Raw genomic sequence first — 14,915 nt, forward strand, 5'->3', positions numbered from 1 at the left:
AGCCGCCGGACGATTACCAGGATTGGGTTGCTTTGAAGGAATCGAGGATAGCTTTCAGCTTGCCTTCGATTTCGTCGTTATAGCCACCGGACTGGTTGATCTCTTGCATCAGCGGAGCGTGATCACGGTCGACGTAAGCCAGCAGAGCGGCTTCGAAGCTACCGATTTTCGCCAGTTCCACATCTTCGAGGTAACCGCGTTCAGCCGCGAACAGAACCAGGCCCTGCTGAGCAACAGACATTGGTGCGTACTGTTTTTGCTTCAGCAGCTCGGTCACTTTCTGACCGTGGCTCAGCTGTTTACGGGTTGCTTCGTCCAGATCGGATGCGAACTGAGAGAACGCAGCCAGTTCACGATACTGTGCCAGCGCGGTACGAATACCACCGGACAGTTTCTTGATGATCTTGGTCTGAGCAGCACCACCCACACGGGATACGGAGATACCCGGGTTAACTGCCGGACGAATACCGGAGTTAAACAGGTTGGTTTCCAGGAAGATCTGACCATCGGTAATGGAGATTACGTTGGTCGGAACGAACGCAGAAACGTCACCCGCCTGGGTTTCAATGATTGGCAGCGCGGTCAGAGAGCCGGTTTTACCCTTCACTTCACCTTTGGTGAAGTTCTCGACGTATTCCGCGTTAACGCGGGAAGCACGCTCCAGCAGACGAGAGTGGAGGTAGAATACGTCGCCAGGGAACGCTTCACGTCCAGGTGGACGACGGAGCAGCAGGGAAACCTGACGATATGCAACGGCCTGTTTAGACAGGTCATCGTATACGATCAGCGCATCTTCACCACGGTCACGGAAGTATTCGCCCATTGCGCAACCGGCGTATGGTGCCAGGTATTGCAGTGCAGCAGATTCAGAAGCGGTCGCCACAACAACGATGGTGTTAGACAGCGCGCCGTGCTCTTCCAGTTTACGAACCACGTTAGAAATGGTGGACGCTTTCTGGCCGATAGCCACGTACACACATTTGATGCCGGAGTCACGCTGGTTGATGATGGCGTCGATAGCCATCGCGGTTTTACCGGTCTGACGGTCACCGATGATCAGTTCACGCTGGCCACGACCGATTGGAATCATGGCATCAACGGACTTATAACCAGTCTGCACTGGCTGATCAACGGACTGACGGTCAATAACGCCTGGTGCGATAACTTCGATTGGGGAGAAGCCATCGTGCTCAACCGGACCTTTACCGTCGATTGGCGCACCCAGGGTGTTAACAACGCGACCCAGCAGGCCACGGCCAACCGGCACTTCCAGAATACGGCCAGTACACTTAACCTTCATGCCTTCGGCGAGGTCAGCGTATGGACCCATCACAACTGCACCTACGGAGTCGCGCTCCAGGTTCAGTGCGATAGCGTAACGGTTACCCGGCAGGGAAATCATCTCACCCTGCATACAATCGGCCAGGCCGTGGATGCGGATAACACCGTCACTTACAGAAACAATAGTACCTTCGTTGTGAGCTTCGCTCACAACACTGAACTGAGCAATGCGCTGCTTGATCAGTTCGCTGATTTCGGTGGAATTCAGTTGCATGCTCCAGTCCCCTTAAGACTGCAAGACGTCTGCAAGGCGTTCAAGACGGCCGCGTACGCTGCCATCAATGACCATATCACCCGAACGGATGATTACGCCTGCCATTACAGACTTATCGATTTTGCAATTCAGCTTAACTTTGCGTGACAGACGTTTTTCCATCGCGGCGGTAATTTTCGCAAGCTGTTCATCACTCAGTTCAGTCGCAGAAGTCACTTCGACTTCAGCGGTAGCTTCACTAAGGGCACGTAAGTGCTCAAACTGCTCGAGAACATCCGGGAGCACACGGAGACGACCATTTTCTGCCATTACCTTAATCAGGTTCTGACCATTGGCATCCAGTTGCTCTCCGCACACGGCGATAAACGACGCGGCGAGAGTTTCAGGCGCTAACGCACCAGAAAGCAACTCGGCCATTTGTTCGTTTTTCGTCACCTCAGCGGCAAACGCCAGCATATCCTGCCAGCGATCGACATTTTGGTGTTCGACAGCAAAGTCAAAAGCTGCTTTGGCGTAGGGGCGAGCTACCGTAACAAATTCAGACATCAGCCCCTCCCTCCTTACAGTTCAGCGACAAGTTTGTCCACGATGTCGCTGTTAGCAGCTTCATCCACGGAACGTTCGATGATCTTCTCGGCGCCAGCAACAGCCAGAATCGCAACCTGCTTACGCAGTTCTTCGCGAGCACGTTTACGCTCAGCTTCAATTTCAGCCTGAGCTTGTGTCACGATCTTAGTACGTTCCTGTTCTGCTTCAGCTTTGGCTTCGTCCAGGATCTGCGAACGGCGTTTGTTAGCCTGTTCGATGATAACCTGAGCTTCCGCTTTCGCTTTTTTCAGCTGGTCTGTCGCGTTGGCCTGTGCAAGGTCCAAATCTTTCTTAGCGCGTTCTGCAGAAGCCAGACCGTCAGCAATTTCTTTCTGACGTTTTTCGATGGCAGCCATTAAAGGCGGCCATACATACTTCATGCAGAACCAGACAAAGAGAATAAACGCGATGGCCTGGCCGAGGATTGTTGCGTTCATGTTCACAGCACAATACCTCTTTAATATCTGTGGCTTAGGGTTTTAAAACTACTACTACGCGACAGCAAACATCACGTACAGACCCAGACCTACAGCGATCATTGGGATAGCATCCACCAGACCCATAACGATAAAGAACTGAGTACGCAGCAGAGGAATCAGATCAGGTTGACGCGCTGCGCCTTCCAGGAATTTGCCCCCGAGGATGCCGATACCGATCGCAGCACCGATAGCCGCCAGACCCATCATCACAGCGGCAGCCATGTACAGCAGATCCATATTCAGGTTTTCCATGACAGTCTCCAGTTTGTTTCAATTAAAACGTAGTAGTGTTGGTAAAAAATCAGTGCTCTTCAGACGCCATCGACAGATAGACGATCGTCAGAACCATGAAGATAAAGGCTTGCAGCGTAATGATCAGGATGTGGAAAATGGCCCAAGGCACATTCAGAATCCACTGTGACCACCACGGCAGAAGACCCGCGATCAGAATGAAAATCAGCTCACCCGCATACATGTTGCCGAACAGTCGCAGACCCAGTGAAACAGGTTTGGACAGCAGGCTAACGCCTTCCAGGATCAGGTTGACCGGAATAAACGCCCAGTGGTTGAACGGCTGCAAGGTAAGCTCTTTCACGAAGCCGCTTACGCCTTTCATTTTGATGCTGTAGAAAAGAATCAGGATAAACACGCCCAACGCCATCGACAGGGTGATGTTCACGTCAGCGGACGGCACCACGCGCAGTGCTGGCAGACCGAGGACATGTTCGCCAATCCACGGCAGGAAATCGATTGGCAGCAGGTCCATCAGGTTCATCAGGAATACCCAAACGAACACGGTCAGGGCCAGCGGAGCAATCAGCTTGCTCTTACCATGGTACATGTCTTTGACGCTGCCATGGACGAAGCCGATGATCATTTCGATGAACGTCTGGAATTTCCCTGGAACACCGCTGGTCGCTCTTTTCGCAACACCGCGGAACATGGCCAGGAACAGAAGACCCAAAACGACCGAGAAGAACATGGAGTCGATGTTGATCGTCCAGAAGGTGGCCGGGGGGTTATGCGGATCCACCAGCGAGAATGTACGCAGGTCCAGCTGAAGGTTATTCAGATGGTGACCTATGTAATCCTGCGGCGTCATATTTTCTGAAGCCATGATGCCTTTTACCCTTTGTTGTTGATTACAGCTGGAGCCAGAACTTGTACCACCAGCACCAAAACCCACGTTGCTATCAGCGGCATGAATACCACTTTCAAAACCGCCAGCGCCATCACCAGTAGAGCAAAGGTCAGCAACACCTTACACACTTCACCGAGAGCGAAGGACCAGGCCACACGGCCTTTGGCGGGTGTATGCGCCTGATGACGCCAGGCAAAAATCATAAACAATACGTTTGGCAGAACAACCGCCAAACCCCCGCACACGGCGGAGATGCCCCAGAAGGGGTCTTTGAGGCTAAACAGCAGTCCACTTGCTATCACAGCCAGAAACTGAATGAACAGAAGCTTACGAGCAACGTTTCTACTCAAGAGCGACACAGACATCACGTTTTTACTCCTGCTCCCTTCGAGGTATGCCGCGTGTCGTATAAAACGTCCTTTAAGGCTCAGAGTCAAGCATCAAAAAGCGGTCAAATTATACGGTGCGCACCCGTGATTTCAAACATTAAGTAGCGAAAAGGTGAATAAATGTTTAAATATTTTTCCCCGCCGCTATTTTTTAACTTTTCCTGAAAGCCACGACCTTCGACCAAAACTGCAAACAGCGCGAAAACGTTGGCTACAAAGCGTGCACGAGATCACAAAACACACATTTGCGATAAGGGTGTATTTATCAAAGACGCAAATCGGTTTATTTCATCTTTATGAAATTAAAGACAAATTATCGTAACTATTTTCAAAACAGCCCGGTATATAATAAAAACCTTTTATTGACATTCTTAATAAATATTTAACATTCGATTCTGGTTGCCGTATTCCACTTTTAGCAGGCTGATATTTTCGATGTTGACTATCTTCATGCTGAACAATGGCTGTTACGTTAACCGTTAGAAAAACCTTAGTAACACAGAGGTTAAACTCTCCTCGGTAAAACCCGAGAATTAGTGCTGTTATTTAACATGGTCAGAACAGCACGAATTCCACAATTTTTATTAAATATTTAAAAATTGTTTGGCTTAATTATCACCAGATGACGTTCACCCTCAAGCTGAGGAATGTTTAATTTCTCAACGGATTCGACAGCAAAACCTTCCGGAAGCTGTTCAATTTCATCGCCCGGCAACTGCCCTTTCAGGGCATAAAAGCGGCCATCTTGTGCAGGCAAGTGCTTACACCAGCTCACCATATCATTGAGCGACGCAAACGCGCGGCTGATAACACCGTCAAACGGCGGCTCCGCAGGGAACGCCTCTACCCTGCTCTGTACAGGGGCGATGTTCTCCAGCTTCAGCTCATGCTGGACCTGACGTAAAAAACGGACGCGTTTGCCAAGGCTATCCAGCAGCGTGAAATGGCTCTCAGGGCGGACAATCGACAGCGGGATCCCCGGCAGGCCAGGACCTGTGCCCACATCGATAAAGCGCTCCCCTTTGAGATACGGCGCAACCACGATGCTATCGAGGATATGACGAACCAGCATCTCGTTGGGGTCGCGAACAGACGTCAGGTTGTACGCTTTATTCCATTTGTTCAGCATATCGACATAGGCCACCAGCTGAGTTTTCTGGTGATCGGTGAGCGAAATACCTGCCTGTTCCAGCAGACGAGAGAGTTTATTGAGCACAGTGGGTACCTGTTTAGACATAAATTGCCCGGTGGCGCTTACCGGGCCTACGAATTAGCAGGGCGGGTAGCGAAGCGCCACCCGCCAAAAGCACTGGATATTATGCGCTACGGCGCAGCATACCTTGCTTTTTCAGCCACACCAGCAGAATCGAAATCGCGGCAGGTGTGACACCGGAGATACGGGACGCCTGACCGATCGACACAGGCTTGTGATCGTTCAGCTTGGCGATCACTTCATTGGAAAGCCCCGTCACCTGACGGTAGTCCAGCATTTCCGGCAGCAGCGTATTTTCGTTGCGCTGCTGTTTTTCAATCTCATCCTGCTGACGCGCGATGTAACCTTCGTATTTGACCTGGATCTCAACCTGTTCAGCCGCTTCAGCGTCTTCAAGGCCAGGCGCAAACGCGGTCAGTTTCACCAGGTTCTCGTAGGTCACTTCAGGGCGACGCAGCAAGTCTTCGCCGCTGGCTTCGCGCGAAAGCGGCGCAGTTAAGTGAGCATTCACTTCTGCAGCGGTTTCCGCCTGTGGATTCACCCAGGTGGTTTTCAGGCGCTGACGTTCCTGCTCAATGCGTTCCAGTTTTTCGTTATAGCGCGCCCAGCGTTCGTCATCCACCAGACCCAGTTCACGACCCACTTCGGTCAGACGCAGGTCGGCGTTATCTTCGCGCAGCATCAGGCGATATTCCGCGCGAGAGGTAAACATACGGTACGGTTCTTTGGTACCCAGGGTGCAAAGATCGTCGACCAGCACGCCCAGATAAGCCTGAGAACGCGCAGGTGCCCAGCCCTCTTTCTCCGCAGAGAAGCGTGCTGCGTTCAGACCGGCAAGCAGACCCTGAGCGGCAGCTTCTTCGTAACCGGTCGTGCCGTTAATCTGGCCGGCGAAGAACAGACCGTGGATGAATTTGCTCTCCAGGGTTGGCTTCAGGTCACGCGGATCGAAGAAATCGTACTCAATAGCGTAGCCAGGACGAACGATTTTCGCGTTCTCCATACCCTGCATTGAGCGAACAATTTGCATCTGCACATCGAACGGCAGGCTGGTGGAGATGCCGTTCGGGTAAATTTCATTTGACGTCAGTCCTTCCGGCTCCAGGAAGATCTGGTGCTGGTTACGATCGGCAAAGCGCATCACTTTGTCTTCGATCGACGGACAGTAACGCGGGCCGATCCCTTCGATCACGCCAGCGTACATTGGGCTGCGGTCAAGGTTATTGCGGATCACGTCATGGGTTTTTTCGTTGGTATGCGTGATGTAGCACGGTACCTGCTGCGGATGTTGAGCCGCATTGCCCATGAACGAGAACACCGGCATGGGGTTATCACCGTGCTGTTGTGCCAGCACGCTGAAATCAATGGTGCGCGCATCAATACGCGGTGGCGTGCCTGTTTTCAGGCGACTGACGCGCAGTGGAAGTTCACGCAGACGACGAGACAGCGGAATGGACGGCGGATCGCCAGCACGGCCACCGCTGTAGTTATCCAGACCGATATGGATTTTGCCATCCAGGAAGGTCCCGACAGTCAGTACGACGGCTTTCGCGCGGAACTTGAGGCCCATCTGGGTTACGGCACCCACAACGCGATCGTTTTCAACGATAAGATCTTCTACCGCCTGCTGGAAGATCATCAGGTTTGGCTGATTCTCCAGGGCAGTACGTACCGCCTGACGGTAAAGCACGCGGTCTGCCTGAGCACGAGTAGCGCGCACAGCGGGACCTTTGCTCGCGTTTAGTATCCTAAACTGGATGCCGGCATGATCGATCGCTTTCGCCATCAGGCCGCCAAGTGCATCCACTTCTTTTACCAGGTGTCCTTTCCCAATGCCGCCAATCGCCGGATTACAGGACATTTGTCCCAGCGTGTCGATATTGTGTGTCAAAAGCAGGGTCTGCTGACCCATTCGCGCTGCGGCCATTGCGGCCTCAGTGCCTGCATGACCCCCGCCAATGATGATGACGTCAAAAGGATCCTGATAAAACATGGTGGTCTGCCTCGCGTAAAGCGGTATGAAAATGGATTGAAGCCCGGGCCGTGGATTCTACTCAACTTTAGTCTTTCGAGAAAGCATTGGGATCCTGGGCTATTAAAAAGAAGATCTTTTTATTTAGAGATCTGTTCTATTGTGATCTCTTATTAGGATCGAGTACCTCTGTGGATAAGCCCGATCTCACGATGAAGATCATGCAGTTAGAAAGGATCGTTTGCTGTGAATGATCGGTGATCCTGGCCAGTATAAGCTGGGATCAGATCGCGACTTTATACACAGGCCCAAAACAGCCTCAGAGTTATAACTTGGATAACTACCGCTTAATACGAGCTTTTAACCAGAGTTATCCACATCTGTTCGCGCGATCTTTAATCGTTTTTGAGTAAATTTTTCCATTCACCCAGCCAGATCTCCGCTGGATCTTCCGGAATGTCATGATCGAGGATGTTGATCTTCAGTGTTTCACCCAGCTGTTTTGCCCCACAGGCAGTCACAGCGGCTTCGACTTTCTCTATTGCACCGCAAAAGGTGTCATATTCACGACTGCCGATACCCACCGCGCCAAAACGGACGTTTGACAGGTCAGGCTGCTGTTCCAGCAGTTCGTCATATAAAGGTTGCAGATTATCCGGCAGATCGCCTGCGCCGTGCGTCGAGGTGATCAGTAGCCAGACCCCATCAGTCGGGAGATCGTCAAGCAACGGGCCGTGCAGTGTTTCGGTGGAAAAGCCCGCGTCTTCCAGCTTCTCAGCCAGATGTTCCGCAACGTATTCCGCGCCGCCCAGGGTGCTGCCACTGATAAGGGTAATGTCCGCCATTGATCGCTCGCTCAAATAAAGAGGGGCTCATTGTACGCTGTGAACGAGCTGGGATCTACCTGTGGAAAATGTGGGAATGAATTTGCCCGATCAGGGGCGGATGGTACGCATGATCGGGTTCTGCAGGGAGATCAATGTTTCAGTGGACTGAATTTCATCAATTGTTTGGATCTTGTTGATAAGTACCTGCTGGAGGGCATCAATAGAGCGGCACATCACCTTTATAAAGATACTGTAGTGCCCGGTGGTGTAGTACGCCTCTGTGACTTCTTCAAGCGCGTTGAGCTTCGCCAGGGCTGACGGATAGTCTTTGGCGCTTTTGAGAATAATGCCAATAAAGCAGCAGACGTCATAACCCAGCTGCTTAGGGCTGACGTCGATACGTGCGCCGGTAATAATCCCCGCCTGTTTCATCTTTTCCACGCGGACGTGGATTGTGCCCGGACTGACGCCAAACTGTTTCGCCAGTTCCGCGTAGGCAGTACGTGCATTGGCCATTAAGGCCTCCAGGATGCCGCGGTCCAGATTATCGATCTGATAATTTTCCATAGATTTTTCTTATGAACATTAATGAATCTCTCTATTCTAGCGCCTTATTTTAATGAATCAAAAGTGAAGGTGGCTTTTTGTTGATGGGTTATTGAATAACAGGCCATTTCTGTTGCTTAATCTCTATCAACAGGACGCAGGAGTATAAATAATGAAAACCGCTTACATCGCAAAACAACGCCAGATCAGCTTCGTTAAATCCCATTTTTCACGTCAGCTGGAAGACAAGCTTGGTCTGATCGAAGTCCAGGCGCCCATTCTCAGCCGCGTGGGTGACGGGACGCAGGACAACCTTTCTGGATGCGAAAAAGCGGTACAGGTGAAAGTGAAAACACTGCCAGACTCCCAGTTCGAAGTGGTGCATTCCCTTGCGAAGTGGAAACGTCAAACCCTGGGACAACACGACTTCAGCGCGGGCGAAGGGCTTTACACGCACATGAAAGCCCTTCGCCCCGATGAAGACCGTCTTACGCCAATGCACTCCGTCTACGTCGATCAATGGGACTGGGAGCGTGTCATGGGCGATGGCGAGCGTCACGTCGGTACGCTGAAATCCACCGTAGAGGCGATCTACGCCGGGATCAAAGCGACCGAAGCGGCAGTGAGCAAAGAGTTTGGTCTGGCACCGTTCCTGCCGGAATCGATCCACTTTGTCCACAGTCAGGAACTGCTGAGCCGTTATCCCGATCTGGATGCCAAAGGCCGTGAGCGTGCGATCGCCAAAGAATTGGGTGCTGTGTTCCTGATCGGGATTGGCGGCAAATTGTCTGACGGTAAACGCCATGATGTGCGTGCGCCGGATTATGATGACTGGAGCACGACGGGTGAGGGCGAACGCGCCGGTCTGAACGGCGATATTCTGGTCTGGAACCCGGTGCTGGAAGATGCGTTCGAGCTCTCTTCAATGGGGATCCGCGTGGATGCTGACGCCCTGAAGCGTCAGCTGGCACTTACCGGGGATGAAGATCGCCTCACGCTGGAGTGGCACCAGGCGTTGCTGCGCGGAGAGATGCCGCAGACCATTGGCGGCGGTATTGGCCAGTCTCGTCTGACCATGCTGCTGTTGCAGCTGCCTCATATTGGTCAGGTGCAGTGCGGTGTCTGGCCACAACAGGTACGCGATCGCGTTGAATCTCTTCTGTAATTAGCGCTGCCAGCGTCTTAGCAGGCGGCTACGTAACCCGGTATCAAAGCGCCAGATATGATCGAAGATGCGCATGATGCCGGGCTTTCCATGGGCAGACATCGCCACAGCATGGAAACGGTGCTGGTGCACTCGCTGTAGCTCCTTCACTTTATTCACCACGTCATCCGGTAGCCGCTGGGCAATAAAATCGGAGATGACCACGGCGTCAGCGTCATACCAGTCTCCGCCCTGCATCCGCTCAACGATGCTTCGAAAACAGCTGGCCAGATCGGTACCGCCACGAAAGCGCTGGCTTAAAAAGCGGATCGCCTGCTCAATACCCTGCTGATGTGTCAGTTCATACCCCACAACTTCGCTGGAAAAGAGCATGATGAAGCAGCGACGTCGATCGGCGAGCGCCACGCGCATCAGAGCCAGGCAGAACGCTTTCGCGCACTGTTCGTTAAACCCTCCCATCGAGCCGGACGTATCCACGCACACAATAAAAGGCCCGCGCGGCTGTTCGTCAAAATCCTGATGGATGACCGGGCGCTGGCTGAGCTTTTCACGCCAGGCTTCGCCATGCAACCGGTAGGTCAGAAGCTGTTTTTCCACCAGCCGGCGATAAAACTCGTACTCAAGCTCGGTCATCCCCAGCGTACTCAGCTCCGTGGGCAGCAGGCGCAAAATATCGTCGCTTTGCTGGAGCCCATCCACCTGCTCAGGCACGGTGGCCGGTTCACGGACCAGGGTGCGGAAGGTCTCCATTGGGGCATCTTTCTTTGGGACCGATTTTGCCTCCCGTGAGCGACCCAGCTGTTCGGCAAGCTTCATCAGCTCTGGCTGCTGTGCCAGAAAATCGCCGTACTTGACGATGAGCTGGTAATCTCCGCGCCGCAGCTGACCAGCGCTCATATCCCAAAGACGCCCGGCGGCGTTTTCATTTTCCACCAGCACCTGCTCCAGCTGACCGCTTAAGGTCATGCGTTCCTGCACTTCGCTAAGCAGCTGTTCACGCTCCTCATCCAGCAACTGCTGGTTCAACGTTGTGGCCTGCACCACCAGGCTGAGGCGCCAGCGTTGTAAAAAGAGGGTGTGTAGCGCGGGGGTAAACGTGGCGTTATCCGTGACCAGCGCTCGCGCCTGGCTGGCAAACGGAGAGTGTACCGTGTCGAGTAACGTCAGGGTTTGCGGGAGCTGGGCGATAAACTGTGACGTAGAGAGCCGCTGGCACTGCTGATAGCAGGCCACCTCGTCAGTTAATTCAGGGGGGACTTCGGTCTCTTTGAACCGCTGACGCAGGTTTTCGCGCCAGCGCGGGAGATCGTCGGTCATCGCCTTTTTGAGCCGCGGGAATTTTTCAAAAAAAGCCGCCAGCTGCGGGGAGGCCAGAAGGGTGATGACCACCTCTTCGATCAACCCCTCTTCGCTGACGGCCAGCATGACGTTAAGCGTATCCAGCGTTAGCATTGACGAGCCTGTTTGATCTGCGCGCTGACATCCTGCAGGCTGGCTTCGATGCGACCTAACCAGTCGCTATGAATAAAGAGGCATTTTTGCTGCTCGCTGAAGCGCGTATGTTGCTGGTGCCATTCCGTATCCAGCGCTTCAAGCTGGTGTTTAATCTCTTCCGGCACGCTGTCAGAGGCGGTTCCCGGAAGCGCAAGACGCGATCCCTGCAGGCTGACGTCGCGGATCACCAGATGCTGGCTGCTGTCCACTTCCAGGGTCAGCGGCTGGGCAAAACCGATGCCGTTAAGTTTGCCGCGGATCTCCCCGCCCTTATCAAGCCACTGAGCCAGTGGTTCTCGTTCCACGGTGATATGGACCACCTGCATATCATGCAGCTTAAGGGGCTGCTGAAGCAGGAGCGTCAGCGTTGTACTGGTCAGTTCGGACGGCAGCTCATAATGCGCTTTGCGGGCGAACATGCCGCCAAGGCGGTTTACTTTCAGCGCTGTTTTGTCGCTTTGTTGTTGCTGCAGCTGAATACGCCGTTGGGCAATTGCCCCGAGCTGGTTGAGCATCGACTGCTGGCCCCAGGCGTGTCCGGTCATCAATACGTCAAGCTGCTGCTGCATCAGGTTCATGCCTTCCGCATCGTGCCAGAGGCAATCTTTTAAAAGGATCAGATCGATTGGCGCAACGGCATCGCGGCCGCTGAACAGGGCGCTGGCCTGCAGCAGGCGGATCGCTTTTTTCCAGCGACGGTCGGAGACATACGGCGCAGAAGGCAGTAAATCGAGCTGCTGGCGCAGCAGATAGATCAGCTCAAACACCGAATCCGGCAGTGTGATTTTGCCGATATCCTCCTGCCACTGGTAATACTCCTCATCCGTGACCTGCAGCGAAGCGGGGACCGGGTTTTCATTCTCATCCTGCTGGCTGACCAGCATCGAGCGGAAGTTGGATTTATCCTGCACTTTGTCGAGCCACAGGCGGATCAGCATGCGGTCATACAGCGCTTCAAGGCTGCTGTCGGCTTCCGGGAGTTCGTTAGAGGCCGCCACCAGCAGGCGCATCGGGATTTTCTCTTCGCTGGCACCGTTGCGGAATCGGCGTTCGTTTATCGCCGTGAGCAGGGTGTTCAGAATTGCCGGCCCTGCTTTCCAGATCTCATCAAGAAAAACAATTTCCGCTTCCGGAAGATACCCCTCAGTCAGGCGCTGATAGCGCCCCTCATCTTTCAGCGCCTGAATGGAAAGCGGGCCGAAAACTTCTTCTGGGGTGGAAAAGCGGGTCATCAGGTATTCGAAAGCGCGGGCGTTCTGAAAGGCAAATTTCAGCCGGCGGGCAATCAGGCTTTTGGCGATGCCCGGAGGACCAAGCAGAAAGACGCTTTCACCGCTCAATGCCGCCAGTAAACAGAGGCGAATGGCGTGGCTACGCTCGAAAAGGCCTTTTTCCAGCGCGCCGCTGAGGCGGGAAATTCTTTCTGCTATTAAATGTGAGTGAGCCATAATAGTTTTGCATCCTTTCGCCGTCGTGGCGGCCAATTGAAGCGAGTATAGACGTTTCAGTCAGGGCTGGTAATAGACTGAAGTGCGGCGCTATTTTCTTTGCGCTACATTAATGCGGTTGCATTTAGGGGTACGATTTTGCATTGAATCGTGCATACTGTGCGCTTTTTGTGGGCCAAGGGACTAAGCACACATTTGTTATTTAAACGAAAAGACTAGTCTATGAGCACTGATAATAAGCAATCATTACCCGCAATAACGCTTGCGGCGATCGGGGTTGTCTACGGTGATATCGGCACCAGCCCGCTTTATACGCTTCGTGAATGTCTGTCCGGTCAGTTTGGTTTTGGTGTTGAGCGCGATGCCGTCTTTGGCTTCCTGTCCCTCATCTTCTGGCTGCTGATCCTGGTGGTTTCAGTGAAATACCTCTCCTTCGTTATGCGTGCAGATAACGCCGGTGAAGGGGGGATCCTGACTCTGATGTCCCTTGCCGGGCGGAATACCTCCGCCAGAATGACGTCGGTGCTGGTCATTATCGGCCTGATTGGCGGCAGCTTCTTCTATGGGGAAGTCGTCATTACGCCCGCGATTTCGGTTCTCTCGGCGATAGAGGGGCTGGAAATTATCGCGCCACAGCTTGATTCGTGGGTTGTTCCGCTGGCGATCCTTGTCCTGACGCTGCTGTTCATCATCCAGAAGCACGGCACCGGGCTGGTGGGCAAGCTGTTCGCTCCGATTATGCTGGCCTGGTTCCTGGTCCTGGCGGCACTCGGTTTACGCAGCATTATTGCTAACCCGGATGTGCTGCATGCGCTGAACCCTTACTGGGCCGTGCATTTCTTCCTTGAATACAAAGTGGTTTCCTTCGTCGCGCTCGGTGCCGTCGTGCTCTCCATCACCGGTGTTGAGGCGCTGTATGCCGATATGGGGCACTTCGGGAAACTGCCTATCCGCGTGGCGTGGTTTTTAGTGGTCCTGCCGTCGCTGGTGCTGAACTATTTCGGTCAGGGTGCGCTGCTGCTGCAAAACCCGGAGGCGATTAAGAACCCATTCTTCCTGCTGGCTCCGGACTGGGCGCTGGTGCCCATGCTGATTCTGGCGACGCTGGCGACCGTTATTGCCTCGCAGGCGGTAATTTCAGGCGTGTTCTCTCTGACACGTCAGGCCGTGCGTCTGGGGTATCTCTCGCCTATGCGCATTATCCATACCTCCGAGATGGAGTCGGGCCAGATTTACATTCCGTTCATCAACTGGCTGCTCTATTTCGCCGTGGTGATTGTCATCGTCAGCTTCGAGCACTCCAGCAACCTGGCGGCGGCGTACGGTATTGCGGTAACCGGTACGATGGTACTGACCTCGCTGCTCTCCACCACGGTAGCGTACCGAAACTGGCACTGGAACAAATTCCTCGTGATGATGATTCTGGTCGGCTTCCTGTGCATTGACGTGCCGCTGTTCTCCGCCAACCTCGACAAGATTGTCTCCGGTGGCTGGCTGCCGTTGACGCTCGGTCTGGTGATGTTCATTGTCATGACCACGTGGAAAAGCGAACGTTTCCGCCTTCTGCGCCGTATGCATGAGCACGGTAACTCCCTGGAGGCTATGATTGCCTCGCTGGAGAAATCGCCGCCGGTCCGCGTGCCGGGCACCGCGGTGTATATGTCGCGTGCGCTGAACGTTATCCCGTTTGCGCTGATGCATAACCTCAAGCACAACAAAGTGCTGCACGAGCGCGTGATCCTGCTGACCCTGCGCACCGAAGATGCCCCGTACGTCCACAATGTCCGCCGCGTGCAAATCGAGCAACTGTCGCCGACCTTCTGGCGCGTCGTGGCAAGCTACGGCTGGCGTGAGACACCAAACGTCGAAGAGGTATTCCATCGCTGCGGTCTGGAAGGTCTGAGCTGTCGCATGATGGAGACCTCGTTCTTTATGTCCCACGAGTCGCTGATTATTGGCAAGCGCCCCTGGTATTTGCGTCTGCGCGGCAAGTTGTACCTTATCCTGCAGCGTAACGCCCTTCGCGCGCCTGACCAGTTTGAGATCCCGCCTAACCGTGTGATTGAGCTGGGAACGCAGGTCGAAATCTAGGTCCTCG

14 protein-coding genes are annotated in these 14,915 nt (G+C 53.6%); 2 read left to right on the forward strand and 12 right to left on the reverse strand.

Annotated features, from left to right (window positions below):
• Nucleotides 1-13: 13 nt before the first annotated feature.
• The 10 genes from atpA to asnC all read right to left on the reverse strand — a co-directional run bounded on the left by atpA (nt 14) and on the right by asnC (nt 8,731).
• Nucleotides 14-1,555 carry a F0F1 ATP synthase subunit alpha gene (gene atpA, locus AM410_RS06920; protein WP_014172283.1) on the reverse strand — a complete coding sequence of 514 codons (1,542 nt, stop codon included), beginning with the start codon at nt 1,553-1,555 and terminating at the stop codon, nt 14-16.
• 12 nt (nt 1,556-1,567) lie between these two features.
• Nucleotides 1,568-2,101, reverse strand: coding sequence for a F0F1 ATP synthase subunit delta (gene atpH / locus AM410_RS06925; protein ID WP_014172281.1), 534 nt, complete (start codon nt 2,099-2,101; stop codon nt 1,568-1,570).
• A 14-nt stretch (nt 2,102-2,115) separates the two neighbouring features.
• On the reverse strand, nt 2,116-2,586 hold the full coding sequence (atpF, locus tag AM410_RS06930) for a F0F1 ATP synthase subunit B (RefSeq protein ID WP_003862370.1): 471 nt from the start codon (nt 2,584-2,586) through the stop codon (nt 2,116-2,118).
• 48 nt (nt 2,587-2,634) lie between these two features.
• Nucleotides 2,635-2,874 carry a F0F1 ATP synthase subunit C gene (atpE, locus tag AM410_RS06935; protein WP_000429386.1) on the reverse strand — a complete coding sequence of 80 codons (240 nt, stop codon included), beginning with the start codon at nt 2,872-2,874 and terminating at the stop codon, nt 2,635-2,637.
• Nucleotides 2,875-2,923: 49 nt separating this feature from the next.
• The gene (gene atpB, locus AM410_RS06940) at nt 2,924-3,739 is read right to left on the reverse strand and encodes a F0F1 ATP synthase subunit A (protein WP_014172280.1); all 816 of its coding nucleotides are present in this window, start codon (nt 3,737-3,739) and stop codon (nt 2,924-2,926) included.
• 8 nt (nt 3,740-3,747) lie between these two features.
• Complete coding sequence (atpI, locus tag AM410_RS06945) at nt 3,748-4,128, reverse strand: F0F1 ATP synthase subunit I (protein WP_008500194.1); 381 nt, start codon at nt 4,126-4,128, stop codon at nt 3,748-3,750.
• Between the two features lie 616 nt (nt 4,129-4,744).
• Complete coding sequence (gene rsmG / locus AM410_RS06950; protein WP_032679279.1) at nt 4,745-5,368, reverse strand: 16S rRNA (guanine(527)-N(7))-methyltransferase RsmG; 624 nt, start codon at nt 5,366-5,368, stop codon at nt 4,745-4,747.
• Nucleotides 5,369-5,468: 100 nt separating this feature from the next.
• Nucleotides 5,469-7,358 carry a tRNA uridine-5-carboxymethylaminomethyl(34) synthesis enzyme MnmG gene (gene mnmG, locus AM410_RS06955; protein ID WP_032679278.1) on the reverse strand — a complete coding sequence of 630 codons (1,890 nt, stop codon included), beginning with the start codon at nt 7,356-7,358 and terminating at the stop codon, nt 5,469-5,471.
• 374 nt (nt 7,359-7,732) lie between these two features.
• On the reverse strand, nt 7,733-8,182 hold the full coding sequence (gene mioC, locus AM410_RS06960; protein WP_020882767.1) for an FMN-binding protein MioC: 450 nt from the start codon (nt 8,180-8,182) through the stop codon (nt 7,733-7,735).
• A gap of 90 nt (nt 8,183-8,272) precedes the next feature.
• On the reverse strand, nt 8,273-8,731 hold the full coding sequence (gene asnC / locus AM410_RS06965) for a transcriptional regulator AsnC (protein ID WP_014172275.1): 459 nt from the start codon (nt 8,729-8,731) through the stop codon (nt 8,273-8,275).
• Between the two features lie 151 nt (nt 8,732-8,882).
• On the opposite strand from asnC, the gene asnA reads away from it, so the two are divergent.
• Entirely contained in the window at nt 8,883-9,875 is a 993-nt protein-coding gene (asnA, locus tag AM410_RS06970) for an aspartate--ammonia ligase (protein WP_073397485.1), read from the forward strand.
• Here asnA and viaA read toward each other — a convergent pair whose 3' ends face one another.
• Both viaA and ravA read right to left on the reverse strand, forming a co-directional pair.
• On the reverse strand, nt 9,876-11,327 hold the full coding sequence (gene viaA / locus AM410_RS06975; RefSeq protein WP_014172273.1) for an ATPase RavA stimulator ViaA: 1,452 nt from the start codon (nt 11,325-11,327) through the stop codon (nt 9,876-9,878).
• Entirely contained in the window at nt 11,321-12,817 is a 1,497-nt protein-coding gene (gene ravA, locus AM410_RS06980) for an ATPase RavA (protein WP_073397483.1), read from the reverse strand. The genes viaA and ravA overlap by 7 nt, the downstream gene beginning before the upstream one ends.
• A gap of 222 nt (nt 12,818-13,039) precedes the next feature.
• Between ravA and kup the strand changes: the two genes are divergently transcribed.
• A complete protein-coding gene (gene kup / locus AM410_RS06985; RefSeq protein WP_014172271.1) occupies nt 13,040-14,908 on the forward strand; it encodes a low affinity potassium transporter Kup in 1,869 nt (622 codons plus the stop codon).
• Nucleotides 14,909-14,915: the final 7 nt, after the last annotated feature.

The sequence above is a fragment of the Enterobacter cloacae complex sp. FDA-CDC-AR_0164 genome (assembly GCF_003071645.1).
Classification (GTDB): Bacteria; Pseudomonadota; Gammaproteobacteria; order Enterobacterales; family Enterobacteriaceae; genus Enterobacter; species Enterobacter ludwigii.